Source organism: Shuttleworthella sp. MSX8B (assembly GCF_000524295.1).
Lineage (GTDB): Bacteria > Bacillota > Clostridia > Lachnospirales > Lachnospiraceae > Shuttleworthia > Shuttleworthia satelles.
In genome coordinates this window covers 89,209-115,721 of record NZ_JAQT01000012.1, presented here as the reverse complement: position 1 = coordinate 115,721, position 26,513 = coordinate 89,209, and the positions used below count along the sequence as shown (strand labels likewise).

The 26,513-nt window shown below is 52.4% G+C and carries 22 protein-coding genes and 1 tRNA gene; 5 read left to right on the top strand and 18 right to left on the bottom strand.

What is annotated here, in order from left to right:
* Window positions 1–302: 302 nt before the first annotated feature.
* The 7 genes from HMPREF1508_RS03420 to HMPREF1508_RS03390 form a co-directional block, all read right to left on the bottom strand.
* Window positions 303–542 carry a glutaredoxin family protein gene (locus HMPREF1508_RS03420; protein ID WP_044959394.1) on the bottom strand — a complete coding sequence of 80 codons (240 nt, stop codon included), beginning with the start codon at window positions 540–542 and terminating at the stop codon, window positions 303–305.
* Between the two features lie 155 nt (window positions 543–697).
* Window positions 698–2,002: a serine--tRNA ligase gene (gene serS, locus HMPREF1508_RS03415; protein WP_044959392.1), complete on the bottom strand. Its 1,305-nt coding sequence runs from the start codon at window positions 2,000–2,002 to the stop codon at window positions 698–700.
* A gap of 245 nt (window positions 2,003–2,247) precedes the next feature.
* Window positions 2,248–3,495, bottom strand: coding sequence for a serine hydroxymethyltransferase (gene glyA, locus HMPREF1508_RS03410; RefSeq protein WP_044959390.1), 1,248 nt, complete (start codon window positions 3,493–3,495; stop codon window positions 2,248–2,250).
* Window positions 3,496–3,687: 192 nt separating this feature from the next.
* Window positions 3,688–4,779: an aspartate-semialdehyde dehydrogenase gene (gene asd / locus HMPREF1508_RS03405; protein ID WP_044959388.1), complete on the bottom strand. Its 1,092-nt coding sequence runs from the start codon at window positions 4,777–4,779 to the stop codon at window positions 3,688–3,690.
* Window positions 4,780–4,794: 15 nt separating this feature from the next.
* Window positions 4,795–4,956: a hypothetical protein gene (locus tag HMPREF1508_RS10350; RefSeq protein WP_198015555.1), complete on the bottom strand. Its 162-nt coding sequence runs from the start codon at window positions 4,954–4,956 to the stop codon at window positions 4,795–4,797.
* Between the two features lie 59 nt (window positions 4,957–5,015).
* Window positions 5,016–6,422 carry an argininosuccinate lyase gene (gene argH, locus HMPREF1508_RS03395; protein ID WP_044959386.1) on the bottom strand — a complete coding sequence of 469 codons (1,407 nt, stop codon included), beginning with the start codon at window positions 6,420–6,422 and terminating at the stop codon, window positions 5,016–5,018.
* Window positions 6,423–6,546: 124 nt separating this feature from the next.
* Entirely contained in the window at window positions 6,547–7,239 is a 693-nt protein-coding gene (locus HMPREF1508_RS03390) for an epoxyqueuosine reductase QueH (protein WP_044959385.1), read from the bottom strand.
* A gap of 81 nt (window positions 7,240–7,320) precedes the next feature.
* Between HMPREF1508_RS03390 and HMPREF1508_RS03385 the strand changes: the two genes are divergently transcribed.
* The 3 genes from HMPREF1508_RS03385 (at window position 7,321) to HMPREF1508_RS03375 (ending at window position 9,714) form a co-directional block, all read left to right on the top strand.
* Window positions 7,321–7,393: transfer RNA gene (locus HMPREF1508_RS03385), tRNA-Thr, on the top strand.
* Between the two features lie 407 nt (window positions 7,394–7,800).
* Window positions 7,801–8,247, top strand: coding sequence for an Hsp20/alpha crystallin family protein (locus tag HMPREF1508_RS03380; RefSeq protein ID WP_044959384.1), 447 nt, complete (start codon window positions 7,801–7,803; stop codon window positions 8,245–8,247).
* Between the two features lie 426 nt (window positions 8,248–8,673).
* Window positions 8,674–9,714 (top strand): DUF5688 family protein, encoded by a 1,041-nt coding sequence (locus HMPREF1508_RS03375; RefSeq protein ID WP_049906871.1) that lies wholly within the window; start codon window positions 8,674–8,676, stop codon window positions 9,712–9,714.
* Window positions 9,715–9,863: 149 nt separating this feature from the next.
* On the opposite strand, the gene HMPREF1508_RS03370 is transcribed toward HMPREF1508_RS03375, so the two are convergent.
* From HMPREF1508_RS03370 to HMPREF1508_RS09605, 4 genes are all read right to left on the bottom strand, one after another.
* Window positions 9,864–12,209 (bottom strand): protein translocase subunit SecDF, encoded by a 2,346-nt coding sequence (locus tag HMPREF1508_RS03370; protein WP_044959429.1) that lies wholly within the window; start codon window positions 12,207–12,209, stop codon window positions 9,864–9,866.
* Between the two features lie 184 nt (window positions 12,210–12,393).
* Window positions 12,394–13,824, bottom strand: a complete 1,431-nt coding sequence (scfB, locus tag HMPREF1508_RS03365; protein ID WP_044959382.1) for a thioether cross-link-forming SCIFF peptide maturase — start codon at window positions 13,822–13,824, stop codon at window positions 12,394–12,396.
* A gap of 353 nt (window positions 13,825–14,177) precedes the next feature.
* The gene (scfA, locus tag HMPREF1508_RS03360) at window positions 14,178–14,318 is read right to left on the bottom strand and encodes a six-cysteine ranthipeptide SCIFF (RefSeq protein ID WP_044959380.1); all 141 of its coding nucleotides are present in this window, start codon (window positions 14,316–14,318) and stop codon (window positions 14,178–14,180) included.
* 251 nt (window positions 14,319–14,569) lie between these two features.
* Window positions 14,570–18,544: a Cna B-type domain-containing protein gene (locus tag HMPREF1508_RS09605; RefSeq protein ID WP_049906870.1), complete on the bottom strand. Its 3,975-nt coding sequence runs from the start codon at window positions 18,542–18,544 to the stop codon at window positions 14,570–14,572.
* A 259-nt stretch (window positions 18,545–18,803) separates the two neighbouring features.
* Here HMPREF1508_RS09605 and HMPREF1508_RS03350 point away from each other — a divergent pair, with 259 nt between their 5' ends.
* Window positions 18,804–19,274, top strand: a complete 471-nt coding sequence (locus HMPREF1508_RS03350; protein ID WP_044959378.1) for a hypothetical protein — start codon at window positions 18,804–18,806, stop codon at window positions 19,272–19,274.
* A 149-nt stretch (window positions 19,275–19,423) separates the two neighbouring features.
* Here the strand turns inward: HMPREF1508_RS03350 and sdaAA are convergent, their stop codons facing one another.
* Genes sdaAA through HMPREF1508_RS03335 form a run of 3 tightly spaced genes read right to left on the bottom strand, consistent with a single transcriptional unit; the run spans window position 19,424 to window position 22,244 of the window.
* Window positions 19,424–20,317 (bottom strand): L-serine ammonia-lyase, iron-sulfur-dependent, subunit alpha, encoded by an 894-nt coding sequence (gene sdaAA, locus HMPREF1508_RS03345; RefSeq protein ID WP_044959376.1) that lies wholly within the window; start codon window positions 20,315–20,317, stop codon window positions 19,424–19,426.
* Between the two features lie 11 nt (window positions 20,318–20,328).
* Window positions 20,329–20,997 carry an L-serine ammonia-lyase, iron-sulfur-dependent subunit beta gene (gene sdaAB / locus HMPREF1508_RS03340; protein WP_044959374.1) on the bottom strand — a complete coding sequence of 223 codons (669 nt, stop codon included), beginning with the start codon at window positions 20,995–20,997 and terminating at the stop codon, window positions 20,329–20,331.
* Between the two features lie 17 nt (window positions 20,998–21,014).
* A complete protein-coding gene (locus tag HMPREF1508_RS03335) occupies window positions 21,015–22,244 on the bottom strand; it encodes a dicarboxylate/amino acid:cation symporter (protein WP_006905770.1) in 1,230 nt (409 codons plus the stop codon).
* A 411-nt stretch (window positions 22,245–22,655) separates the two neighbouring features.
* Here HMPREF1508_RS03335 and HMPREF1508_RS03325 point away from each other — a divergent pair, with 411 nt between their 5' ends.
* The gene (locus HMPREF1508_RS03325; RefSeq protein ID WP_044959424.1) at window positions 22,656–23,528 is read left to right on the top strand and encodes a LysR family transcriptional regulator; all 873 of its coding nucleotides are present in this window, start codon (window positions 22,656–22,658) and stop codon (window positions 23,526–23,528) included.
* A gap of 236 nt (window positions 23,529–23,764) precedes the next feature.
* Here the strand turns inward: HMPREF1508_RS03325 and HMPREF1508_RS03320 are convergent, their stop codons facing one another.
* The 4 genes from HMPREF1508_RS03320 to HMPREF1508_RS03305 form a co-directional block, all read right to left on the bottom strand.
* Window positions 23,765–24,193, bottom strand: coding sequence for a DUF1934 domain-containing protein (locus HMPREF1508_RS03320; protein ID WP_044959370.1), 429 nt, complete (start codon window positions 24,191–24,193; stop codon window positions 23,765–23,767).
* Complete coding sequence (locus HMPREF1508_RS03315; protein WP_044959422.1) at window positions 24,193–24,885, bottom strand: GntR family transcriptional regulator; 693 nt, start codon at window positions 24,883–24,885, stop codon at window positions 24,193–24,195. Before HMPREF1508_RS03315 ends, HMPREF1508_RS03320 begins: the two co-directional genes overlap by 1 nt.
* A 70-nt stretch (window positions 24,886–24,955) precedes the next feature.
* Window positions 24,956–25,858 (bottom strand): 4-(cytidine 5'-diphospho)-2-C-methyl-D-erythritol kinase, encoded by a 903-nt coding sequence (gene ispE / locus HMPREF1508_RS03310; protein ID WP_049906869.1) that lies wholly within the window; start codon window positions 25,856–25,858, stop codon window positions 24,956–24,958.
* Window positions 25,859–26,170: 312 nt separating this feature from the next.
* On the bottom strand, window positions 26,171–26,416 hold the full coding sequence (locus HMPREF1508_RS03305; RefSeq protein ID WP_044959369.1) for a type II toxin-antitoxin system Phd/YefM family antitoxin: 246 nt from the start codon (window positions 26,414–26,416) through the stop codon (window positions 26,171–26,173).
* Between the last annotated feature and the right edge of the window lie 97 nt (window positions 26,417–26,513).

The window sequence follows — 26,513 nt, the reverse complement described above, 5'->3', positions numbered from 1 at the left end:
ATCCTTGAAATCCATTCATGCTTGGAATCCAATGTCTACCATATGGGGAGCATATCATACACAAGGCTTTGAGGCATTTTTTATCAACACGTTTTGTCCACCCTCAAAGTTCATTGAAACAAGATTGAACCCCTCCGAGCCTTTTATTTACAAGACTTCGGAGGGGTTTTCATCAACACGTTTTGTCCTATAACTCGCGGATGGCGAGAAGGGGGATTTGTCAACATTCTTTATTCAATCATTCGATTTGTCATAAACCCTTTATTCTGCAATTCGATTTGGATTCATAACCCGGTTTGAATTCAGGCCTGAGGATGCTCCTTCAAGAACCTGATGATCTCAGCGCTCTCATAGAGGGGTTTGTCATCAACAAAGAGACAGGGGCACTGTTCCTTACCGCCAACAGTAATCAGACGCTTGTAGGCCTCGTCATCCTTATAGATATCATACTCCCTGACATCGGTGCGTCCCTGGGCGGCAATCTCTGCGCGGACAACCTTGCAGAAGGGACAGGTCTCAAAACCAAATAATTCTAATTTCATGGGGACTCCTTTCTGGCGGACAATACTTCATGCCAGCGCATAAAGTACACGCCCTCTCCTCGTCACAGAACACACCGTGCATACCTGTGACCGCTTTTTTGCGACGTCCTGAAAAATGACATCCGCTCTCCTTCCGTCAGTGTCCGGAAAACAGATCAGCTCTCCTTCATCGGATGCTTGGGAAGAAGTACCTTCGTACCTCCCATATAGGGCTGCAAAACCTCCGGGATCCTGACCGAGCCGTCCGCCTGCAGGTTATTCTCCAAAAAGGCGATCAGCATACGGGGTGGTGCCACGCAGGTGTTATTCAAGGTAGTGGCGAAGTACTTATTGCCATCCTTATCCTTAACGCGGATCTTCAGGCGTCTTGCCTGGGCATCACCCAGGTTGGAGCAGGAACCGACTTCGAAATACTTCTTCTGTCGGGGGGACCAGGCCTCGACGTCACAGGATTTGACCTTGAGGTCAGCCAGATCGCCGGAGCAGCACTCCAAAGTCCGCACGGGGATATCCATGGATCGAAAGAGTTCTACCGTATTGGACCAGAGCTTATTGTACCAGTCCCAGGCCTCCTCGGGTTTGCAGACGACGATCATCTCCTGCTTCTCAAACTGGTGGATCCGATAGACCCCTCTCTCCTCAATGCCGTGGGCTCCCTTCTCCTTGCGGAAGCAGGGAGAATAGGATGTATAGGTATAAGGAAGCTTCTCCTCATCATTTAGGGTATCGATGAACTTGCCGATCATGGAGTGCTCGGACGTACCGATCAGATAGAGGTCTTCTCCCTCAATCTTATACATCATGGAGTCCATCTCATCGAAGGACATGACGCCGGACACCACATTGCCATGAATCATGTAGGGGGGAATGACGTAGGTAAAGCCCTTGTTGATCATAAAGTCACGGGCATAGGACAGGCAGGCGGAATGCAGCCGTGCGATATCTCCCATCAGATAATAGAAGCCGTTGCCCGCAACCCTGCCGGCCGCGTCCATATCGATGCCGTCAAAGGCCTCCATGATATCCGTGTGGTAGGGAATCGGATAGTCGGGCACAAGGGGCTCGCCGAACTTCTCGATCTCCACATTGCAGCTGTCATCGGGACCAATGGGGACAGAATCGTCGATGATATTGGGAATGACCATCATGTCCTTCGTCAGCTTCTCAGAGAGCTCTCTCTCCTCTTCCTCAATGACCTTAAGACGGTCAGCGTTGGCAGTTACCTGGGCCTTGACTTCTTCCGCTTCCTGGCGTTTCCCCTCCTTCATCAGAGATCCGATCTGCCTGGACAGTTCGTTCCTCCTGGCGCGAAGGTCGTCCCCCTCGCCCTTCAGAGTCCGAACCTTCTCATCTAATTCGATCACCTCGTCGACCAGGGCAAGCTTATGCTCCTGGAACTTCTTCCTGATGTTCTCCTTTACAAGTTCCGGATTCTCTCTTAAGAGCTTAATATCGATCATGGATCACTCCTCTTTTCTCCCGGCCCACCGTATCCGATAAGCGCTGACAACATACGTCAATTATAGTAATCGGCACTTAAAAAAGCAATTGCACGGCCTCCCTGCCATCTGCCAAAGAAAATGCGCTATGTCTTTACCTGACCGTATATACTCTACTTTCCTTCCGGCCCGATGCACAGCGAAATGGCAGAGTTCATTCGAAAACAACCTGCGTTTTTGCCATGTTTCACACTCCTGCAGCCCTCTCAAAAGGCCGCAGACAGGGGATATTTCTTCGTCAGACTGTCCACAATCGCTCTGGCTCTCGGGATCCCGGCCTCCTTGTCCCTGACAATGATGGCAATGGCCTCTGCCAGCTGGTCGAAATCCTCTTCTCTTAAGCCGCGGCTGGTCGCCGCGGGAGTCCCCAGGCGGACGCCGGAGGTGGTAAAGGGGGACTGGGGATCATTGGGGATGGTGTTCTTGTTGGCTGTGATATGAGCCTGATCCAGCCACTGCTCCACATTCTTGCCCGTCTCCTGGAAGGGAGTCAGATCCAGCAGCATCAGGTGGTTGTCCGTACCACCGGAAACAATGCTTAATCCCCTCTTTTTCAAGCCTTCGGCCAGAGCCCTGGCATTTTTTGCAACCTGCTTCATATAGACCTTGAAGGACGGATCCAGTGCCTCCCTGAAGCAGACCGCCTTGGCCGCAATGACATGCATGAGAGGGCCTCCCTGGACACCGGGGAAGACATAGCGGTTGAGCTTGTACTCCCTGGCAAAATCCTCGGTGGAAAGAATCAGTCCGCCGCGGGGACCGCGCAGGGTCTTATGGGTCGTCGAGGTCACGACATGGGCATAGGGAACCGGGTTCTGGTGCAGGCCTGCCGCCACCAGGCCTGCTATATGGGCCATATCCACCATGAGGATGGCTCCGACCTGGTCCGCGATCTCTCTGAACTTCTGAAAATCAATCGCTCTGGAATAGGCGGAAGCGCCGGCAATGATCATCTTTGGCCTGCACTCTTTGGCGATGCGAAGGACCTCCCCGTAGTCAATCAGGCCGTCCTCATTGACCCCATAGGGCACGACGTGAAAGTAGAGTCCGGAGAAGTTGACGGCGGATCCGTGGGTCAAATGTCCGCCCTGATCTAAAGCCATCCCCATCAGGGTATCGCCCGGCTTTAAGACCGCCATTTCAACCGCCATATTGGCCTGGGCCCCCGAGTGAGGCTGGACATTGACATACTCTGCCCCAAAGAGCTCTCTGGCGCGGTCAATCGCCAGCTGCTCGACCACATCGACATTCTGACAGCCTCCGTAGTAACGGTGTCCCGGATAGCCCTCGGCATACTTGTTGGTCAAAACAGATCCCATGGCTGACATAACGGCGGGGGATACCCAGTTCTCTGAAGCAATCAGTTCAATGTGATCGGACTGTCTGTCATACTCCGCCCGAATCGCATCCGCTACCTGTGGATCTTCCCTGTAAATGTCCTCCCATGTATACATATTTTTCTCCTCTTTTCTATTCTCACCGCAGTTGAGCTTCCGTCTGATCTTTCACTCGGCCTGCTCACTTTGCTCTTTCACAAGAACCTCCGCAAGCATTCCACTGTCATAAATCCCTGTCTCCTGCGGCTTTGTCCGCCTCACAGCTTCTTTCCTTGGGCGGACATGGCAAATACGGCAGAATCTCCGCAATTACTTGGCTGTGATGTATTTCTGCGCAGTCAAAAGCTCTGCGCAGAGTACAGCTCCGCCCGCGGCGCCGCGGACGGTGTTATGCGACAGGCCGACGAACTTCCAGTCAAAGATCGAATCCTCGCGAAGGCGACCGACGGAGACGCCAAAGCCTCTCTCATAGTTCACATCCAGGGCAACCTGAGGACGGTTGTCCTCCGTCAGGTACTGAATGAACTGCTTCGGCGCAGAGGGAAGCGCAAGTTCCTGGGGCAGACCCCTGAAAGATTCCATCGCTTCAATCAGCTGCTCTTTGGTCGGCTTCTGTCTGAAATTGACAAAAACAGTCGCCGTATGTCCATACAGGACGGGAACACGGATGCACTGGGAGGTAATCTTCATGTCCTCTGAGGGGACAATGCACTTCTTCGCATCATCAACATACCCCCAGATGCGCAGGGGTTCCTTCTCGGACTTCTCCTCCTCCCCGGAGATAAAGGGAATGATATTACCCACCATTTCCGGCCAGTCCTTAAAGTTCTTGCCGGCGCCGGAGATGGCCTGATAGGTGGATACCACCGCTTCTGTCGGCTCGAACTTCTTCCAGGCGGACAGAACCGGAGCGTAGGACTGAATGGAACAGTTGGGCTTGACAGCGATAAATCCCCGCCTGGTTCCCAGACGCTCCTTCTGGTATTTGATCACTGCAAAGTGGTCCGGATTGATCTCAGGCACAACCATGGGAACGTCGGGCGTCCAGCGGTGCGCCGAGTTATTGGAGACAACCGGCGTCTCGGTTCTGGCATAGGCCTCCTCAATCTCCCGAATCTGATCCTTGGACATATCGACAGCGGAGAAGACGAAATCCACCTCAGAAGCAACCGCCTCCACTTCATTGACATTTTTCAAGACCAGCTTGGCAACATCCGCGGGAATGGGTGTATCCATCTTCCAGCGGCCCTCAACTGCCTGCTCATAAGTCTTGCCTGCAGACCGGGGAGAAGCCGCCACAAGGGCAACATGAAACCAGGGATGATTCTCCAGCAGAGCAATAAACCGCTGTCCCACCATTCCGGTTGCGCCTAAGATACCAACTCTTAATTTTTCACTCATATTCAGCTCCTTTATTCAGCTCCTTGTCTTTACCAGACGGACATTTGTTTTTGCATGGTTATCATCATAGAAGAGGGGCTCTGCAAATGCAAGGAAGATCCCTATTTCCCACGTTTTGACGAATATGCGCAAATTCGAATGGGACTTCTTGGCGATTTTTTCAACGTTCCAAATCAAGTTGGGCATTCTTCCGGCCCTCGCAGACTTTTTATATTTCTCGGTATGGAGCAAATGCTTCAAACTCTGCTGGGATCACTCATAGCCGGATGCTTTTCCAGACAGCTCTTTGCAAGGGCGATCTCTCTTGCCATTGCCTCAGGCCCCGGCGCTCCGATGGTCAGCCTCTTGGCAACGCAGGTCTGCATGGAAATCGCCTGATAGATATCCCCGTCAAATGCCGGCGAGAACTGGCGCAGCTCCTCTAACTTCATATCATCAATGGCAATTCCCCTGTCCAGGCAATATAAAACCACACGGCCGATAATCCCGTGGGCATCGCGGAAGGGAACCCCCTTTCGAACCAGATAGTCGGCGGCGTCGGTGGCATTGGTGAAGCCATGCCGGGCTGAGGTGAGCATGACCTCTCTGTTAAAGCGCATTGTCTTCAACATACCCGCGAAGAGACGGACACAGGCCTTCGTGGTATCCATGGCGTCAAAGGCCATCTCCTTATCCTCCTGCATGTCCTTGTTGTAGGCCAGCGGGATTCCCTTCATCGTGGTCAGAATCTGCATCAGAGCCCCATAGACACGGCCGGTCTTACCGCGCACCAGCTCGGCGATATCAGGGTTCTTCTTCTGCGGCATAATAGAAGATCCTGTGGAATAGGCGTCATCAATCTCGACAAAGCGGTACTCGTTGGAATTCCAGATGATGATCTCCTCAGAGAAGCGGGACAGGTGCATCATAACGGTAGACATGGCGGAGAGAAACTCGATCAGATAATCCCGGTCAGAGACCCCATCCATGGAGTTCTCTGTGGGGCCGTCAAATCCCAGAAGTTCTGCTGTGTACTCCCGGTCCAGGGGATAGGTAGTTCCTGCCAGAGCCCCGCTGCCCAGAGGACAGTAGTTCATGCGCCCGTAAATATCTACAAGCCGCAGACGATCCCTCTGAAACATCTCGAAGTAGGCCCCCATATGATGGGCCAGACTGATGGGCTGGGCCTTCTGCAGGTGGGTAAAACCGGGCATGATGGTCTGGGTGTTCTCCTCCATGATATGAAGAATCACCTCCAGGAGCTCATGCAGCTCCCCATCCAGTTCGCAGACATTTTTGCGGGTAAAAAGGCGCATATCCAGAGCCACCTGGTCATTACGGCTTCTTCCGGTGTGCAGCTTCTTGCCTGCATCGCCGATGCGGTCGATCAGATTCGCCTCGACGAAGGAATGGATGTCCTCATAGCGATCCGTGATTTCCAGGACTCCGGACGCCACGTCGTGCTCAATGCCGTCCAGGCCCTCTAAGATCTGATCCCTCTCCTCCCGGGTCAGGATGCCCTGCCTTGCCAGCATCCTGACATGGGCCCGGGACCCCTGCAAATCTTCCGCCAGAAATTTCTGATCAAAGGAAATGGAGGCATTGAATGCGTATACCAGCTTGTCTGTCTCCTTGGTGAAACGTCCACCCCATAATTGCGCCATCGTTACCTCCTGTCTTTTCTCTGTCCCTTTTCTTCGTCTGTTTCTCTTCGTTTCTTTTTCCTGATTTTTTCACGGGGATCAACTCAGGTCGATCTGCTCTTTTCTGTCATCTGATCTCTTTTTCTCACACACGGGAAAGACGCGATTCCTCCGGCAGGGATTCCTCTGAAGTCTGCTTTTGAGGTCGCAGCTCCTCACGCTCCCGCATAGAGAAGACACAGCCGCAATAGTCCTGTCGATAGAGCCCGTATTCTCTGGACAGCTGGGTCGAACGCAGGTAACCGCCCTTCTTCTTGAAATCCGAGTAGAGATAGCTGACCCCATATTTCTCTCCCATCTCAGCTCCGATCTCGTTTAAAAGCTGCTCATCCTTCATAGGCGAAATCGAAAGAGTGGTTGTGAAGTAATCCATCCTGAGTTCCCCGGCCTTTCTCGCCGCCTCCTCCAGGCGCAGGCGAAAGCAGACCTCGCAGCGCTTGCCCCTCTCGGGCTCATATTCCAGGCCTCGGACAGCCTCGTAGTATTTCTCATCCTCGTAGTCGCCGGCCAAAAAGGAAATAGGATGCTCGGACGGCATTTGCTCAATGAAGTGATTCAACTCCCGAATCCTGTGCTCGTGCTCCTCAGCCGGATAGATATTGGGATTATAGAAATAGTCTGTAATATCGAAGTACCGGGACAGATATTCCAGAACATAGGAAGAGCAGGGAGCGCAGCAGGAGTGAATGAGCAGGCGGGGGACTCTCCCCTCCTCCTGTAACTGCGCAAGCGTCTGATCCAGTACTTTTTGATAATTCACCTTATTCATGTCTGCCATTATAGCAGGGAGACTCCGCTTGTTCCAATCAGTAAGCTTTTCTTGCAAAATGCCTCTCACTCCCGTATAATCGCTTCATACGCTTCTATAGCACAGTTGGTAGTGCACTTCACTCGTAATGAAGGGGTCATCGGTTCGAGTCCGATTAGAAGCTTTTCGATCAGGAGCTGTGAGAAAGAGACATTCCTTTCTTCACGGCTCTTTTTTAGTGACCATAGAGTCCTCTTTTTATGACCATGCACTCCGCAAAGCGCGTATTCCATTGTCCGATTCTGTCCCGTTGGCTGGACTAGTCGATTGCCTGTAGGGACATCATAAAAAATGGGGAGAAATGCTCGATACCAATATCATTGTCTCATCCATCAGATCTAAAAAATGTTTTTAAAAAAATTAGCACTCATCTCTTGACAGTGCTAACAGTCCGGTGTATAACATAGTCGTAAGGAAATCAGAGGGGCATCGGAAGGCCAAAGGAAGTTCTTCCCTGTATCCCCTGAAGCGCGGATTGCAAATCCAAATCACAAACCGCCAAACTTTGTTTTCCATAGAAAGGAGTTTTATATGTTTATGACACCTAGTATTTTATCCGATAATGTATTCGATCACTTTTTCGATGATGATTTCTTCTGGCCGACTGCCAAGATGGCTTCTCATCAGAACAGCGTCGCTAACTTGAGAGCTGATATCAAGGATCTCGAGGGCGCATATGAGTTGACGATGGATCTGCCGGGCTTCAGCAAGGACGATGTCAATGTTGATCTCAAACAGGGCTATCTGGTCATCTCCGCCAAGAGAGAACAGAACAATGACCAGAAGGATGATGAGGGACATTATATCCGCCGTGAGCGTTATTCCGGATCCTTCCAGAGAAGCTTCTACGTCGGCGATCACCTGGATGCTTCCGATATCAAGGCATCCTTCAAGGACGGCGTTCTCACGCTCAATGTTCCCAAGGAAGAGACCAAGCAAATTGAAGAGAAGCCCTCTCAGGTTCTGATTGAAGGCTAATCCCTGACGCATTGCTGTGATGGAGAACATGCCTGTGGAGCAGTTCTCCGACCAGCTTCTTATTTCTGATTTTTCTCCTTGTCCCCGGCCTCGCGGCCATCTTCGCGAGACCGGGGCTTTTTCATGCAATATCCGCACATACAATCTCGCTCCCCCAACTTCACCAGACTATGGGTTCTTCTGTACCCGCGCATACGATCTCGCTCCCTCTTTCCCTGGCTTCACGAAGTTGGGGATTTTGCGCAGTCAACCACCTGCGGTTTCTTATTCCGATGCAATCACCTCAGAGATCTTCGGGCAACTTGCCTGAATTACAGGCGCGAACTTTGTCGCTTTCGCCCGATAGGAGACCTCTTCCTCCCATGCTATAATGGATTTGTGGTCTCCCGCCGCTTTCTTATCCTGTCATGTCTATGAGGAAGATTCATGACAGCAAATCACATGTCCTATCCGGACTTCAAAAATGAACTCTTGACGCAGATCCGCCGGGAATTTTCCCCGGATTATGATATTCGTATCAGCAGTATTTTAAAGACCAACGCAGTCACTCTGGATTCTCTGATGATTTACGCGCCGGGCTGCAATCTCACCCCCAATATCTATCTGAATTATTATTACGAGCGCTATGAGAAGGGGCTTCCTTTTGATGCCATCTTCAAGGAAATCCTGGACTGCTACCAAAAGCGCAGGACAGACCCTCCCTTCGATGTCGAGCGCTTTGCGGACTTTGCTTATATTCGGCATCATTTGGTATTTCGTCTTCTGAAGCAGTCGGATAATCAAAATCTCCTGCTCGACATCCCGCATATTGATTTTCTGGATCTGGCGATTGTCTTCGCCATTCTCTTAGAAGACCAGGAAGGGCATCATGCCAGCGTTCTGATTCACAAGAGTCACCTGAAGGCCTGGGGCAATCCCACTATGCAAGACCTTCTTGCGATCGCAAAATTCAATACGCCGCGCCTTCTCCCCTATACCTTTGAGCCCATGGCAGAGCTTCTGGATCAGGCGCCTGCCCCGGAAGAGAAGGGATCGGCAGATCCGCTTGCGTCTTCTTGTCCTGATGACCCTCTCGCGCCTTCCTGTCCAGACAGCGATCAGCTTGCGAGTCCTCCCCTCTTTGTCCTCGGCAACCAGGCCAGGCTGTACGGAGCCGCCACAATCCTCTACCCCGAGCTTCTGTCCGATATCTCGGGTAAGCTGTCCTGTGACCTGATTGTCATTCCCTCATCCATCCACGAAGTCCTGATCACACCCTACACATCCCTGATGTGTCAGAAGAGCCTGGATGACATGGTCATTCAGGTTAATACAGCGCAGGTTCCCAGGGAGGACATCCTCTCCGACCATGTCTATTTCTTCAGCCGCGAGCAGGGGCATCTCTGCCTGACCTTTCCCGACGGGAACCGGGAGGACAGTGAGGCCCTCCGGCAGGAGGAGAAAAGGATGACAATTGTGTCTGCGTGAAGCTCTCAAAAGAAAATCCGGAGGAATCCTCCTGACATTTGACGCACAATAAAAAGCCGACCACCGGGCATCGCTCATGCAAAGCAGGAGCGATGCCCGGCGGTCGGCCTTCATTTTCTGCAGAATCAATACTTTTTCTTACGCCGACACTATCTGCGCGTCTTGGCCATCTGCGCCTTTTTCTTCTTTCTGACGGCCTTTTCCTCATTTGCCGTAATCCGGGCAGCAGGGCCGTCCGCAGACTTGATCTTGCTGTGAGATCGCATCATATACCAGAGGGGGGTCGCGATAAAGATCGAGGAATATGTTCCCGAAATGACGCCGACCAGGAGCGGGAAAGCAAATTCTCTCATGGTAGATGTCCCGAGAATCAGAAGCATCAGCACCATCACTGCCGTCGTAAAGGAAGTGGACAAAGACCGGCCCAGAGTCTGACGAACGCCTTCATTGGCCATCTCCGCCAGGGCCTCATTGCTCGTATCAGTCAGGGTCTTCAGATTATCCCTGTGACGGTCAAAGATAACAATGGTGTCGTTCACGGAATATCCGACTACTGTCAGAATACATGCGATAAAAGCGGATCCGACAGACATACGGAAAATCGCGTACATGGTCAGAACGATCAGAACATCATGTACCAGGGCAATAATTGCGGATGAGGCAAAGCGGAAATCTCTAAATCGCAGCCAGATATAGATCAGCATGAAAAAGACTGCCACAATCACTGCGATCAGGGCTGCCCTTCGCATCTCGCCGCCAATGGTAGATGAGATGTTCTCTGAGCTGATCTCAGACTCGGCCACTCCGAACTTCTGGTTCAGGGCCTCATTCAGACTCTTGCGCTCCTCCAGATTCAAAGTCCTGGTCTTGAAAATAATCTGCTTGGAATTCTGCACTGTCTGCACCTGAACATCATGGTCACCGGTGACAGATTCGAAGACAGGTACAATCTGGCTCTGCGCCTCCTGCAGGTTATAAGCCTGGTCGAAGCTTACGGTCGTGGATGTGCCGCCAGAGAACTCCAGGCTGTAATTGAGGGCTTTGCCTGCAGACAGCTGATGAAAGCCAAGTCCGATCACACCCGCGCAGATAACAGCCAGAGAAATACCGATAAAGAGCCATCTTCTCCCGATAAAGTTAATCTTCGGCCACTCTCTGGACTTGCCATAAGCCTTTGGATCGCGAGCCCCCAGGGCCATGAAGATGCTAATAATCAGTCTGGTAATCAAGAGGGCCGTAAACATAGACAGTACGACGCCGATTGCCAGGGTGATGGCAAATCCCTTGACTGTTCCGGAGCCCAGAAGGCCCAGAACCGCGGCCGCGATCAGGGTGGTTACGTTTCCGTCAATAATGGCTCCGAGGGCCTTGTGGAAACCGGCCGCAACAGCATTGCGGACATTTGCCCCTGTGGAAATCTCCTCTCGGATACGGGCAAAGATAATAGCGTTGGCATCAACCGCCATACCCAGAGACAGAATGACACCAGCCACACCGGGCAGGGTCAGGGTTACATTGAAGGCATAGAGGATGGCTACCGTCATCACCGTGTAAAGAGCCAGAGCAATCGCAGCTGCAAGACCCGGGAGCAGATAGAGAGCGATCATGAAGACCATGACGATGGCAAGGCCGACTCCGGCCGCCAGAAGGGCTGTGGATACGGCATTGCTTCCCAGCTGAGCGCCGACAACCTCAGACTGCAATTCCTCCAGCTCGATGTCCAGACCCCCAATGCGGATATAGGTGGCCAGTTTGTCTGCCTCTTCGTAGCTGCTCATTCCGTTGATGACAGCGCTGCCATCCGTGATTGCCGCGTCTACCCTGGGAACAGAGACAAACTTCCCATCATAATAGATACCGATGGACTGCCCCTTCTCCTTGGCCTGGGTTGTTGCGTCGGCAAAGGCCCTGGTTCCGTTCTCATTCAGAGAGATCTGAACGACCGGCTTCTGAGCACCGGTCTGCTGCGTCTCGTATCCGGCCTTTGAGGATGTGACGTCAGATCCGGTCAGGACGATCGATCCATCCGACTGCAGCTGTTCGATCGATTTGGTCAGTTCATACTGGCCCGTTTGCTGACTGACCTGATAATTGGCGGAGCCGTCGGATCCGGTCTGCTTGATGAAATAGAGCTTTCCCGGAGTCCCCAGCTGGGCCAGCATCGCGTTAGCGTCCTTGACGCCGGGAATTTCGACGGTAATGCGGTTATCCCCCACCTGGTAGACATTGGCCTCCGTGGTGGTCTGCCCCTCTCCCAGGTCATTCTCAATACGGGACTGGAGCTTGGCAATGGTGTCCTTCATCTGCTGGGAGGAAGGGGTATTCCCCTTGGCCTGATAGGTAATAGACACCCCTCCCGCCAGATCAAGGCCCAGCTTCAGGCCCTTGCTGTCCGTGGCCCTGGTCTGCCGGATGACATTGAAGCTCATCACTCCCAGGGATCCCAGCACCAGGATCAGGATGACAAGCCACAGAACCGCCGTCCTCTTTTTCATACGATTCATACTTAACTCTCCTTCATTCCCTACGCGTGACAATAGAATACTCGCGGTGTGTTCCTTCTATTGTCTCAACTTCCTGCAGCCCCGGCTGCAGGAAGGCAAACATCTGAACTATTTTAGCACATCCACAGGTTCGCAGGCAAAAAGCTCTTCCCAGCAGACCACCCTAGGACTTTTCTCAACAGACCGCCCTGGGAGCATCGGGCAGGCGGACAGATTCCTCGTAATTCTCCTCCATATCGGCCTGAGCCGCCTTGATCATGATGGAGCACTCAATCCGCTTCTGCTGCAGGGCACATCCCAGATCATAAGTCTCGTTGATCTTTCCCTTGAAATTATAGGCATTGGCTGCGCAGCCGCCGGAGCAGTAGAATTTGGCGAAGCAGTCCCTGCACTTGTCCTTGGCGTAGACATTACAGAGCTTGAATTCATCGCGGATATCCGTCCGGACCAGACCGGATCCGTCATTGACGTTGCCCATAACAAAGTCCCTATTTCCGGCAAACTGATGGCAGGGATAGATGTCTCCGTTCGGCGTGATGCAGACGTACTCGGTGCCTGAGCCGCAGCCAGCCAGGCGCTTGGCCACACAGGGACCTCCCTCCAGGTCGATCATAAAGTGAAAGAAATTAAAATCCTCATCCTTTCCCATCCGGCGGACCATCTCCGCGGCCAGCCGGTCGTATTCGGCGAAGAGCTTGGGCAGGTCTTCTTCACGGAGCGCGTAATCATCCGTGGGCTGAGCCACGACGGGCTCCACCGATATCTGCTTGAAACCCAGGTCCGCAATGTGCAGAACGTCCTGGGAGAAATCCAGGTTATTTCTGGTAAAGGTTCCCCTTGCGTAATATCTCTCCTGCCCTCTGGACTCCGCCAGCCTCTGGAATTTGGGGACAATCCTGTCGTAGGAATCCTGTCCGCCGCGGAAGGGGCGCATCTGATTGTGGATTTTCTTCCTGCCGTCAATCGAGAGAACGACATTGCTCATCTCCCGGTTGAGAAAGTCCTGAATCTCATCATTTAAAAGAACGCCGTTGGTCGTCAGTGTGAAGCGGAATTTCTTGTCGTGGAGCTTCTCCTCCTGTCTTCCGTAAGCCACCAGCTTCTTGACCACCTCCCAGTTCATCAGGGGTTCTCCGCCAAAGAAGTCCACCTCCAGATTCCTTCGATTCCCGGAATTGGCGATGAGAAAGTCGAAGGCATTCTTCCCGGTCTCGAAGCTCATGAGCTCTCTGGGGCCTCCGCAGTAGGTGCCCTCATCCGCGAAGCAGTATTTGCAGGCCAGGTTGCAGTCGTGAGCCACATTGAGACAGAGCGCCTTTACTACCGTGGGACGTCGTTTTAAGACATCATCCATATAGGTCTCATAGTGATCCGGGGTAAAGAGAGACTGATCGTCAATGAGGGTCTTGATCTCGGCGAAGACCTCCTCGATGTCTGCTTCGCTGACTTTGGGATATTTCTCCGCCATCCGCTCCCGGATCCGGTCCTGATCCTCCTCTTCATACATACCGATGATGTCATAGGTCAGGTCATCCACCACATGGATAGCTCCGGAATTAACGTCTAAGACAATATTGTAACCATTATTTTTAAACTGATGAATCAAGTCTTTTCTCCATTCCAGGGATATTTAAGGACTAATCATGGCTCGCCCGGGGTGGAACATCACGGATGCGCCTTTGCGTCCGGGTCGTGATCGGGAACATCTCGGATGCGCCTTGGCGTCCTCTTACCGGGCAAACTGTACCCCGCCGTGGCGCATAAGAAGGGAGCTCACAGATATTCATCTGTATCCCTTGCAGGGCGACCCATAGCCTGCCCGGCGCACGAAGCGTAAAAGAAAGACCGCAGAGACTCCGATTTGTCCCCGCGGTCTTCTCTTATTCGCAACAAGTACACATTTACGAAACCAGCCTGTCGCCGCCGCACTCGCCGGGCCTCAACCGCAGCGATACAGCCTTACTGGTTCTCGCAGCTCTGATTCCCTACTGTACATGAGGTCTTGCAGGCAGACTGACAAGAAGTCTGGCACTCGCCGCATCCGCCCTTCTTCAGGGTATTCTGTAATCTTCTGGTCTTAAGGGTCTTAATATGCGTCATTGTACTCCTCCTTGACCGGGCTGCAGAAAAATCACCCGATCCTGTCCTCGTTGAATGTCCTCATCGAAATCGAGAAAAGTATAACACAGTGATCCTAGAAGGGAAAGTATGACTTTCCCTTCTAGGATCCTTTCGCTCATCCCGTCAATGAGCTGTCTTGTCAATAAGCCATCGCATCAGCTCCCGAGTCCACGCCCTCCCTCAAAAAAGCGGGTTCGCAGGCAGACGCATCAGCCTTCACTGTATATCTCTTACTGTCTTCTGCGCCTTCTGACAACAACCAGTCCAACGATCGCCGTCAGTGCAATAGCCAAAACAGCCAGATAGATCATCAGCTGGTTTGTATCTCCCGTCCTGGGTCTTCCGACGGTAGAGATCTTGGGCGTATGACTGTTGGTGATAATGATATTCCCATGATCCTTATCATCTACACTCGTTGTGTAGCCGGGAACCTGGTCAAGCTCCTTGACCGTATAGGCGACATCCTTCCCGTTTTCCTTCTGGGGAAGATCCTTCCAGCTATAGGTCCACTGGTCTGCCGCTTTCAGCTCGACCGGCTCGCCCTTCTTCTGTCCATTGGCATAGAGCTGTACCTTGATGCCTGCCGGTCTGATCTTGTCCTTGTCATTGCTGTCATTCCACTGCTTGGTCACAGTCACAGATGTCTTGGCAGGAGTATAGCTGTTTTTAATATTGTAGCCGTCCAGCTCCGTGCTGTAGCCCTCTACCGTGTTCTCTGTTACGCTGTATGAAATCTCCTGCCCATTCTCATACCTGGCAAGACCTGTGAAGGCATACTTCCAGTTCCCGTCGCCGTCAGCCCTGACAGTCATTTCCTTGAATTTGGCTCCATTTTTCAGCAGGTTGACCGTAATCTCTTCCGGTCTCTTGCCGTCCTGATTGTTGGCGTCATCCCAGGTCTTCTGACCCTGAACTTCTATGATCTCCGGCGTATGACTGTTGGTGATCTTGATATTGCCCATATCACTGTCGTCTACCGTCGCCCTGTAAGCCGCAAGCTCTGTCGTCTCCTTGACGGTATAGCTGATCTCATTGCCGGCCGACTTCTTCGGAAGTTTGGTCCAGGTATAAGACCAGCCATTGCCGGCATTGAGCTCCATCTCGGACCCCTGCTTCTGTCCGTTTGCGTAAAGCTGCACCTTCACGCTGTTTGGTCTCTTGCCGTCCTGATTGTTGGCGTCATCCCAGCTCTTGGTGACCGTCACGCTTCTCTCTTCCGGCGTATAGCTGTTTTTGATATTAAATCCGTCTCTGCTGAAGCTGTATCCGTCTACCGTATCCTCCGTCAGGCTGTAACTGATCTCCTGTCCGTTCTCATATTTTGGGAGATCGGTAAAACTGTACTTCCATTGACCAGCAGCAGTAACCTTCAACTTCTGCTTCTGCACTCCGTTGGCAAGAAGATTCACCGTGATTTCAGACGGGCGCTTCCCGTCCTGATTGTTCCTGTCGCTCCAGGTCTTCTGTCCCTCAACTTTGGTCTTTTCTGGAAGATGCTTGTTGGTAATCGTGATCTTCTGCGGATTCTGATCGTCATAGGATGTGGTGTATCCGTTGATCGTTCCCACTTCCTTTACCGTGTATTTAATGGTATTTCCGGCCTTTTTCTCAGGAAGATTATTCCAGGTATAGGTCCAGTTTGCGCCGGTAAGTTCTACTTCTGCGCCGACCTTTTCCGTGCCTGCGTATAACTGCACCTTGATACTGTTCGGGCGCTTGCCATCCTGATTATTGGCATCATCCCAGATCTTCGTCACTGCTACAGATGTCTTCTTCGGCGCGTAGGTATTTTTGATATTGAATCCTGTAACCTCTGTCGCATACTCCGCCACCGGATCTTCCGTCACAGAATACGAAATCTCCTGTCCTCGGTTATCATATTTAGGCAGGTCCTTAAAGCTGTAGAGCCATTTGCCGTCCGGATCAGGTCTTACTTCCTTATTCTGAATAGGATTCCCGTTGGCAAGAAGGTTCACCTTAATTACACTGGGACGCTTGCCATCCTGATTATTGGCATCATCCCAGATCTTCTCACCTGAGATCTCAGTCGTGTTCCTGGTCCAGTATCCCTCAAGCTCTACATTAGCTCCGGGCATCTTGAAGGAGGCGTCATCGTCCTTGACCGTCACCTTCTGCCCACTCTGCGTGTGCCAGCCCGTGAAAATATAGCCGGGCATCGTAAGGTCGGGCTTGACGTCGACAATCGCATTCTGGTTATAGGTCGCCGAATCCACGGGAGCTGCGGGGCTTCCTGCGGGGATCGCCTCTCCGTTGGGGTTCTTTACGACCTTGTAGGTCACCTTGTACTCAGACTTCTTGTTTGTGAGGGTCAGGTCCTTGTTGTCGCTCGATCCGTTTTTATCCGTGAAGCTGATCACGAACTCTCTGGAGGTTGCAAGGCTACTGTTATCATAGCCCTCCGGGGCCTTGGTCTCTACGAGGCGGTAGGTCTTGCCGTTTAAGAGGCCTCTGATATTTAAGATACCGTTCTCATTCGTATAGAGACGGTCACCCTTCTTGCTGCCGCCGTTGCTTCCCACAATCGCGATATAGTCCTTCACATACTGGGAGTCCGTGTCGATCCAGTTTCCGGCGGGATCCTTTTCCTGGAGCTTGAATTCAACATCCTCAATGCCCTGGCCGGTCTTGGCGTCCGTCTTCAGGATGGAGGCTCCGTCCTTGTAGGTATAGAGGCTGATGTCGCCGACGACAAAGTTGTTCTTGGCTTGTACCGTCTGTCCCGAAACAGTCGCCGTATTCTCAATCGTCGCCCCGGTTCGCATGACGGGTTTGACCAGACTCGCATCAAAGCCCAGGCGGCCTCCGGTAATCGGCCAGTCCTTGACCTTATTATAAACTGTGTCGATCACTTCCTGCGAAGGTGTGACTCTCGTCACTTCCTGATTCGCATTGATATCATAGGTGGAGAAGAGGCGTTTGACGAGCACATCCTTGCCGATCTTGTCCGCAAGTTTCCCATAGGTGTACATCTGGTTGGGATCCTTAGAGCCAATCTTCCCCAAACTAATCACGAGCTTCATATCCCCGTTCGGATTCCGATAGATCCCGTACTCTCCCGGCTTGAGAGAGGCCTTGAACTGCTCATAGGTCTGTCCTACGGCAGCTTCCTTCTTGGTGAAGACCTCATCAAACTGAAGGTATGCCGTCTCATCCAAATGATAGTAACCGCTGGCCTTTCCCTCCGAATAGACCTGCTTTAGCAGGAGCGTCTTCCCATCCTTGTACAGGGCTGCCCCTCTTAAATCGATTCCCCGCAGGTCGATATCCTTGTAAATGTCCGCCGGAAGCGTATCCTCCATATAGGAAGTCTCTGTGGCGGGATAGGATCCAAAGACCAAATCATAGCTGAAAAGAAATCCCATCAGGGCAGATGAAGTCGTCATCACCTCATTTACCTTGCCGTCGAGTGGGGACTTCACCTTATAGTGATACGTCACTGCGTTCCAACCTATCCCCCAACCGGTACTCGTATTGGTCGGTGAAGTTCCTCCGGACTTGCCCTGTTCGATCTTCAAGAATCTGTCCGGATCCCCGATGGCAGGCGTTGAAAAATCCTTGAAGAACTTCGCTGAATTGGACAGCCAGTAGCTAGACTTGACATTGACATTAGCGTTCTGATCCAGAATCTTCACCTTGTCAATGCCGGTGGGATTCTTGGCATAGGCGGCGTCTATCTCTGCCTTCGTGGGGAAGCTTTTTGAAAATTCGCTGCTAACCCCCTTGAGGGTCGTTGTAATCGTGAGCTTGGCCGCCGTCTTCGCATTGTTCTTCTTCGTGAATTTGATTCGAATCTTACCCTTTGTGATGGTCGCTTTTCCCAGAAGGCTGCCATCCTCCGAATCATAGACAGACAGACCATGGCTTTCAAATAAATCGCCCCGATCTGCCTTGACCGGGATTTCAATGAAGTCGCCTGTCTCAATCGGCGTCCCCTTATTGACCGTAAGATCAATCTTATAGTCTACGGTCCCGCCAGATTCAACAGATGATGAGAAATCATTGACATTGGTAGAATCCTTGATTTCCGCATTGGGCGAACTGATGGAATCAATCGTCACCTTACCTGTGATATCTGTTCCCGTCTCTTCCGCCCGGACCGGTGACACCGTCTGGAAGAATGTGCCAAAAAGCAGAAGCAGGGCCATGATGCCCGCACCCAGCTTTTTCCCTATAATACGTCTCATGCAACTCCTTTCTCTTCCCCGCGCATAGAGGCAAAGGACCTTGTCCCCTTTTTATGCGCGCATGGATAAGCATGTCGATCCCGGCATTTATTGCACGGGATGCAAACCTAAAATCATAAAACAATATAACATATGTGTTAAAAATATGTCTAGTGTGTTAAAAATACATCTTTCTTCTTACGCACCTCTTCATTGCAAAGACCCGGATCAAATGATAAAATCTACTCATTGCGAACCCATCATCTAGAAGGAGTTTTCTATGTTTTCAGCCATTCCCGCTGTCTGGCTTATCCTAATTGTTATCCTGATTATCCTGATCGGCCTCACCATAGCTCTCTACTTCTTCGGAAAACGTATGGAGAAACGCCAGGCTGAGCAGGAGGAACGGCTTGAGGCCGTAAAGCAATCCATCAGTATGCTGATCATTGACAAGAAACGACTCAAGCTCAAGGAGTCCGGCCTTCCCGACCAGGTCATATCCCAGACCCCTTGGTACGCCAAGCGATCTAAGGTCCCCATTGTAAAGGCCAAGGTCGGTCCCAGGATCATGACCCTGATCGCCGATGAGAGACTCTTCGACGATATCCCTGTCAAGAAAGAGGTTAAGGCCACCGTGTCCGGCCTCTATATCACGGGTGTTCGCGGCCTGCACGGCCGCATTGAGCGCAATACCGAGAAGAAGAAGGGCCTTCGGGCCTGGCTCCTGCGGAGAGCCGGTCGGAGGCGCTAGACTTTGATCGAGAGCAAAGACATTCAGAAACCAAAAAAGAAGGACTGCACCAAAAGCCCGATGGCTTTGGTGCAGTCCTTTTCATCATATCTGAGACCCTCTTTCGTCTGAGATCTGCTTGCGCTTCTCTGCAGTCGTCCGGTCCCTTCCTAGTCTTCCTTCTTTCCGAAGACCTGCTCTCTCAGCTTTTTCCCGGTCGGCGTCGCCGCAAGGCCGCCGCCGGCCGTCTCCCTGAGCGCTTCCGGCATGCTGTCTCCGACCGCCTTCATGGCCGAGATGCACTCGTCGACGGGAATCTTTAAGTCGATTCCGGACAGGGCCATGTCCGCTGCCGTAAAGGCGATCATGACACCGGAGGCATTGCGCTTGATGCAGGGGATCTCGACCAGACCGGCTACCGGATCACAGACCAGCCCCATCTGATTGACAATCGCGATTCCCATGGCGGTAGCCGCCTGCTGGGGACTTCCGCCCCTGAGCTCTACCAGAGCCGCAGCCGCCATACCGGAGGCGGAACCGCACTCAGCCTGGCAACCGCCCTCCGCTCCCGCAATGGACGCTACATTGGCTACCACCAGGCCGAAGGCGCCAGCCGTAAAGAGAGCTCTGACACAGGCCTCCCGGTCCATGCCCCGATCCTCATAGGCGCTGACCAGACAGCCCGGGAGAATTCCGCAGGAGCCGGCTGTCGGGGCCGCGACAATCTTGCCCATAGCGGCATTCGAGACAGAGGCCGACAGGGCCCGTCCAACCGCCTTTGTCATGTAAGAGCCCATCCATCCGCCCTCCGGGGCATCCGCCGCGTAGCTGAGCATCTTGTAGCCCTCTCCCCCGGTCAGACCGGAGTGAGAGCGCAGATCCTTGTCGGCTCCGCGCACCGTACAGTCAATCATGACCTGAAAGGCCTCATCCATCCTGGCAATGATCTCCTCCGGACTGGTCTCCATAGCTTTCGCCTGATCTTCAATGAAGATGTCGCTGATCTTTTTCCCGGACGTCTGCGCAGCATCGACCAGTTCCTGAATTGTCTCATACTTAAACATGGCGACCTCCATCAGACAGCCCGGATCAGAAGGGCTCTTTCCACATTGTCAAGACTCTCAATCTCCTCTGTCATTCCCAGAGGGGGCATCTGGTCAATCTCAATGGTCATCAGCGCCGTCGATCCCTTCTCCTTGCGGGAGAGCTTGAAATTGCCGATATTGACGTCAGAATATTTCACCCGCATGAGGTTGGTGACGTCAGCGATAACACCCGGCCGATCCCTGTGCAGAACCAGAATCGTATTGTTCTCGCCGGTGAAGTTAACCTCCATCCCGTTGACAAAGTCGACGCGAATATTGCCGCCGCCAATGCTGGCGCCCTGAACACAGCCTTCTTCTCCGCTGACCGTCCGGTAATGAATGCAGGCGGTATTGGGATGGGCTCCGGGGATGTCTCTGGGAATGAATTCGTAGGAAATCCCCCTCTGGCTGGCGATCTCCAGAGCATCCCTTATCTCCTCAGAATAGGAATGGTATCCCATGATCCCCGCCAGAAGGGCCCGATCCGTACCGTGCCCCTGATAGGTTCTGGCGAAGGATCCCGACAGTTCAATCCTGACCGAGACCAGGGGCTGGTCATTGGACACCTTGTTCACTACCCTGCCCAGGCGCACTGCCCCGGCCGTATGGGAACTGGATGGACCAATCATGACCGGCCCGATGATGTGAAATACATTCATGAAAATGCCTCCGCGGCTTATGCCTGGGCGCTCTTTTCGCCACCCTGGGCAAGGAACTTATTGTAGATGGCATTGACGATCACGCCAATGGCATTGTCTCCGGATACGTTACAAGCGGTTCCGAAGGAATCCTGGGTCAGGTAGAGGGCAACCATGATGGCGCAGATCGGTCCATTGGGATCGCCGGCCTCCTTGCCGAAGATCAGATAGAGGAAGGGCAGGGCCGTCATAATGGAACCGCCCGGCGCTCCGGGAGAGGCAACCATGGCCACGCCGAGAGTCATGATGAAGGGAACAACCGTGCCAAGAGAGATGGGCAGGTTGTTCATCAGGCAGACGGCTGTCGCGCAGGCAGTAATGGTAATCATGGATCCGCACATGTGGATGTTGGCGCAGAGCGGAACGACGAAGTTCCTGATCTGTTCGCTGACTCCATCCTTCTCGGCGCACTGCAGATTGACCGGAATGGTCGCCGCGGAGGACTGAGTTCCAATGGCAGTGGTATATCCAGGGATCTGATTCTTCATCAGCTGGAATGGATTCTGGTGAGAGATGCTTCCCGCCAGAGTAAACTGCGCCAGCAGATAGATCAGGTGCATGATGATAACAACCAGGAATACCTTCCAGAGGATTCCAAGGATCACATAGGTCTTTCCGGACACGGTCATATCAACGAAGGTACCGCAGATATAGAGGGGCAGAAGAGGGATGATAGCCACGTGAAGAACACGATCGATGATGGAGGAGAAGTCCTTCATTCCATTGTAGAGAGTGTCTCCGATCTCCTTCTTGCCTCTCATGGAGGACAGGCAGAGGCCCAGCATAAAGGCCAGAACCACTGCGGAAATGGTATCCAGAAGGGGCGGGATTTTAATTGAGAAGTAGGCGTCTACTGAGTTGCCTGCTGTCGCCTGAATCTGGCTCAGGGCATCGGGCGACATAAAAGCCGGGAAGAGGGCCGCAGATACCAGATAGGACAGGGTACCTGCGATCAGGGTGGAACCGTATGCCATGGCCACCGTAATCAACAAGAGCTTGCCGGCCGACTGGGTCAGGTCCGCAATTCCCATGGTGACATATGCCAGGATCATGAGCGGAATCACGAACTTGAGCACCGTGGAGAAAATGCCGGACAGCGTCACAACGGTTCTTGAGAACCAGAGCGGCATGAACTGACCGATCAGAATACCAAGGATAATGGCAATGATGAGACGCGGGACAAGGCCCAATTTCTTTTTTTCTTTCATTTCTTTCCCCTTTTCTTGAAACGAAACTGCCTGACCACTCTGATGGTCTCAACATCAGAAATGATCAGAATCTAACCACAGATATAGTATAACTTGAACGTACTATTTGTGAATTTAATCTTTTTGATAAAGTCTATGAAAATCTTTAATCGTTTTCTCTTAATCCTTATAATAAGAGTATCTGATTCGTTTGCGAAACCTACAAGATGCACGGAGTATCTGATTTGTTCATCAAATGTCCAAAACACATGCGGCATCTGATTCCTCTGTCGAATGTACAAGGCGCAGGAAGCACCTGATTCACTCCTAAAATGTAAGGGGTGTATGAACGTCTTATGCATCCTGTGGCAGGGCTTCCGCAAATATTCTGTGTTCAAAAGGATCGAAAGTAAAAAAGGGCAGGGAAAATCTATGGAAATCCGACAACTGGTAACCTTTGAGCGCGTGGCGGAGTGTCTGAGCTTTTCCAGAGCGGCCGAACAGCTGGGCTACTCCCAGTCCACAGTCACCATCCAGATCAAACAGCTGGAAGAGGAATACCACACCCAGCTCTTTGACCGCATTGGCCGGCACGTGCGTTTGACCTCGGAGGGAGAGCGCTTTCTGGCCTTCGCCAACGACATCTTAAACCGGATCTATGAGATGCGCAGTGATATGGGCAATGAAAATTTCAAGAAGCATCAGCTCCGCCTGGGGGTCATCGATTCTCTCATGGAATACCATCTGTCGGATGTCCTGCTCCGCCTCTATGAGCAGCACCCCAACTATCAGATCACCATCAAGTCGGCCCCGCCATCGGAGCTGGTTCAGGAGATGACCCACAATGAACTGGATATTATCTATCTCCTGGACCAGCCCATCTACGACAAGAACTGGATCAAGGCTCTGGAGGCGAAAGAATCCATTGTCTTCGTCACCTCCGCGGCATCCCCTCTGGCCAGACGCGAGAATGTCAGCATGGAGGAAGTAATTCACCAGCCCTTCTTCTCCACGGAGGCCGGCGAGAACTACCGCAAGGCCCTGGACCAGTATCTGGCCGCCCGCGGCATGGCTCTCTCATGCTTTCTCGAAATTCAGGACCCCGCCATCATTATCCGCATGCTCAAAGAGCACGGGGGCGTCTCCTTCCTCCCCTACTTCTGCGTCGTTGACCAGGTGACCGCAGGGCAGCTGGCCATCGTTCAGGTAGAGGACTTTCACATGCATATGCAGCGTCAGTGTATCTACCACCGGGACAAGTGGGTGACCGAGGAGATGCGGGCATTTCTCAAACTGATTCACTAAAAATCCGGGGCGCCTTCTGTCGCTCCCCGGATCCTCATTCCAAACACCTCAATCGCTCTAATATTCTATAAAGATTTTTGCAGGCATTTTTACAAATCTGTCCCTGAAAAAGGGGCCCTTACAACCGGCCTGAAATCACTCTTGGATCTGATCTGAACACATTCTCGAAGCTGTCCTGAAAGCTTCAAAAATCCGGCCTGAAAGCTCTCCTGAGACTGGTCTGACGCAAAATTCTCCTATCTCATAGTAATCTCTATCAAGAGCTCCCGACGTCCGGCCTCCTGTCCATTCAGCTCCATCTGATAGGAAAGGATAAGACGCATCTTCCGATCTGAGAGATTTAAGAACTGAAACCGCTCGGTGAAGACCCTCAAATCCAAAATCCCCATCGGTGTCTGATAGTGACAGCTGGTCCACTCTCCCGGGATATAGATCAAACGATTGCTGACGGAGCCCCTGCGGACGATCTCCACCTGTCCCTCACGGATATGGATGCTTGTCGAGGCCGGTCCCTCTTCTCCTTCCGGCCCGTCCTCATAGCGCAAAAGGATACTCCTCTCCCTCTCCAGGAGCCTTCCTCTGTAATCGCTTTGGCTCTCATTCACAAGGCCGTCCAGCGTCTCTTTGGTCAGAATCCTGATGTGAGCCTCTCTGGCGATGGGCATCAATGCCGGCTCTGATCGCGGATCACTCCTCGAACAGCCTCGATCTGATTGGCCAGGTGGGTATGCATGATGGCCTTGACATAGTCCTTGTCCTTGCGGCGCAGTCCGTCCAAAATGGCGGCATGCTCCTGGATCAGACGGGAATAGGTTCCAGCGTCCTTGATATACTCGTAGCGGTAGCGGTACATCTGTTCACGCAGGTTAGTGACGATGCTCTCAAGCTTGGGATTATCCGCCGCCTGGTAGATCACAGCGTGGAAGGCCTCGTCCGCCTCCGTGATCTTGCGGTAATTCCCGCTTCTTGTGGCCAGCTCGAAATCCTTCATGGCTGTCTCCAAATGCCTGAGGAAGTCCGGATCATCGCACATACAGGCGCGGGTAACCGCCAGTTCATCCAGGGCGTCCCGAATTTCAAGCACATCCTGCAGGTCCTTCTCGGTCATCTTGGCGACCTGGGCTCCCTTCCTGGGAATGGTCACCGCCAGCCCCTCCTGCTCCAGCATGCGAATGGCCTCGCGAATCGGGGTGCGGCTGACCCCCAGACGATTGGCCAGATGCATCTCCATCAGACGCTCGCCGGGCTTTAAATCCCCCCGCAGAATCGCATTGCGCAGGGTATTAAAAACCACGTCCCGCAGGGGAAGATAGGCATCCATATCCAGCTTTAAATCCATATGTTCCGACTGTACCATCCAAATCCTCCAGTTGATATTCGATCTGCATGAGATTGCTTTCCGAGCCAGTCCCCAGATCATGACAGGATCAGACTCCTCCTCGGGTATGACTTAAAAATACGCCTTCCAGACTCAGGTCTTCCCACTGTTCCAACAGCTTCCTCCGACAATCCCGCATTTTCCCTTCCTCTGAGAAGAAGGCAAAGACCGTAGGCCCGGAGCCGGACATCATCGCCGCGTCAGCGCCATGATTTCGCAGAACATTCTTTAACTGCCGGATCTCGGGATGAAGAGGAATCGTCACATCTTCTAAAATATTGCCCAGCAAATGGCAGATATCGGTGTATGCCTCTCTGCGAACAGCGTCGAGAAGTCCGTCAATATCGGGGTGCCGGCAGTCTGTGCAGGAGTCGAAAGCCCGATAGACCTCTCCCGTAGAGACACTGGCTGCGGGCTTGACAATCAGTGTCGGGATCTCCCGCAGAACCGGTCTGACCGGCGTCAGGATCTGACCGATCCCCTCCGCCAGCGCGGTCCCCCCCATGAGACAATAGGGGATATCCGCCCCCAGCTGCAGGGCGAGACGCATCAGCTCTCTTCGCATAGCCTCCCTGTCATCCTGAGCAAGTCCAAAGAGCTCCGCCATTCCCAGCATCACTGCGGCTGCGTCCGCAGAGCCGCCCGCAAGACCGGCCGCCAGGGGAATACGCTTGGTCAGATCAATGTGTAGGCCGCCTGACAGGCCATATTGCCTTCGCATCAATTCCGCCGCCCTGACGCAGAGATTGGTCTCGTCGCAGGGCAGATCCTCCCGGTCGCACTCCATGGAGATCCGCCCGTCTTCTCTTTTTTGCAGAATCAGATCATCGTACAGATCCACCTGCTGCATCAGCATACGGACCTCGTGATATCCATCCGCCCTTCTTCCCAGGACGTCAAGCCCCAGATTGATTTTGGCGCAGGCCCTGCGTGAAATCCTCTTCATTGCCATCCCTCTGATCAGCGCCTCCTGTATTGTATACAAAAACCATTATACTGGATTTCCCGGATTTCCCGCAATGTAATCATCTTGCAGCTGTTAGTCATACATAACTTCCGCTTCGCTTCTATTAGATCACTTTTTTTAGTTTTATGCAACCAAAACGGCAGAGCCCATGCCCATATATCCCCTGAAACCCATGCGATATCTTAAAAGAATACATACAATCAGCAAAAAAAGACCGAACAAATGCCGATCCTTATCTTGTATCTGCCAATACAAATAGTCGTTCCAGGCGTCATCCGACCACAGCTTGTCCATTCCTCAGTCCTCAATCAACTCATGAATTTGCCCCTGTCCCGCCTCAAGCTGCCTGAAGCCACGGTCCAGTTTCGCCAGATATTGGGCGTTACGTATTTCCTTCTCCATCGCGTTATACTGCTCAAGACTAAGAACAACAACATTGCGGTCGGCCTTTCTTGTGACAATAATGGTCTCTCCCTGATCCGTCACAAGGTCACAGTAGTCCTTTAACTTATTCCTCATGGTTGTATAATTAACGGCTAACATGGCGCACCTCCTTATGTACTTATTAATGTACAATATCCTGTTCTTGTTTTCAATCGTCGAATGTATGGCCATAGACAAGTGAGCCTTCCAGAAGCAG

Excerpts from the sequence above, each read along its gene's own strand:
- HMPREF1508_RS03420 (WP_044959394.1), bottom strand. The coding sequence starts at position 542 with ATGAAATTAGAATTATTTGGTTTTGAGACCTGTCCCTTCTGCAAGGTT.
- serS (WP_044959392.1), bottom strand. The coding sequence starts at position 2,002 with ATGATCGATATTAAGCTCTTAAGAGAGAATCCGGAACTTGTAAAGGAG.
- glyA (WP_044959390.1), bottom strand. The coding sequence starts at position 3,495 with ATGTATACATGGGAGGACATTTACAGGGAAGATCCACAGGTAGCGGAT.
- asd (WP_044959388.1), bottom strand. The coding sequence starts at position 4,779 with ATGAGTGAAAAATTAAGAGTTGGTATCTTAGGCGCAACCGGAATGGTG.
- argH (WP_044959386.1), bottom strand. The coding sequence starts at position 6,422 with ATGGCGCAATTATGGGGTGGACGTTTCACCAAGGAGACAGACAAGCTG.
- HMPREF1508_RS03390 (WP_044959385.1), bottom strand. The coding sequence starts at position 7,239 with ATGGCAGACATGAATAAGGTGAATTATCAAAAAGTACTGGATCAGACG.
- HMPREF1508_RS03380 (WP_044959384.1), top strand. The coding sequence starts at position 7,801 with ATGTTTATGACACCTAGTATTTTATCCGATAATGTATTCGATCACTTT.
- HMPREF1508_RS03375 (WP_049906871.1), top strand. The coding sequence starts at position 8,674 with ATGACAGCAAATCACATGTCCTATCCGGACTTCAAAAATGAACTCTTG.
- HMPREF1508_RS03370 (WP_044959429.1), bottom strand. The coding sequence starts at position 12,209 with ATGAAAAAGAGGACGGCGGTTCTGTGGCTTGTCATCCTGATCCTGGTG.
- scfA (WP_044959380.1), bottom strand. The coding sequence starts at position 14,318 with ATGACGCATATTAAGACCCTTAAGACCAGAAGATTACAGAATACCCTG.
- HMPREF1508_RS09605 (WP_049906870.1), bottom strand. The coding sequence starts at position 18,544 with ATGAGACGTATTATAGGGAAAAAGCTGGGTGCGGGCATCATGGCCCTG.
- HMPREF1508_RS03350 (WP_044959378.1), top strand. The coding sequence starts at position 18,804 with ATGTTTTCAGCCATTCCCGCTGTCTGGCTTATCCTAATTGTTATCCTG.
- sdaAA (WP_044959376.1), bottom strand. The coding sequence starts at position 20,317 with ATGTTTAAGTATGAGACAATTCAGGAACTGGTCGATGCTGCGCAGACG.
- sdaAB (WP_044959374.1), bottom strand. The coding sequence starts at position 20,997 with ATGAATGTATTTCACATCATCGGGCCGGTCATGATTGGTCCATCCAGT.
- HMPREF1508_RS03335 (WP_006905770.1), bottom strand. The coding sequence starts at position 22,244 with ATGAAAGAAAAAAAGAAATTGGGCCTTGTCCCGCGTCTCATCATTGCC.
- HMPREF1508_RS03325 (WP_044959424.1), top strand. The coding sequence starts at position 22,656 with ATGGAAATCCGACAACTGGTAACCTTTGAGCGCGTGGCGGAGTGTCTG.
- HMPREF1508_RS03320 (WP_044959370.1), bottom strand. The coding sequence starts at position 24,193 with ATGCCCATCGCCAGAGAGGCTCACATCAGGATTCTGACCAAAGAGACG.
- HMPREF1508_RS03315 (WP_044959422.1), bottom strand. The coding sequence starts at position 24,885 with ATGGTACAGTCGGAACATATGGATTTAAAGCTGGATATGGATGCCTAT.
- ispE (WP_049906869.1), bottom strand. The coding sequence starts at position 25,858 with ATGGCAATGAAGAGGATTTCACGCAGGGCCTGCGCCAAAATCAATCTG.
- HMPREF1508_RS03305 (WP_044959369.1), bottom strand. The coding sequence starts at position 26,416 with ATGTTAGCCGTTAATTATACAACCATGAGGAATAAGTTAAAGGACTAC.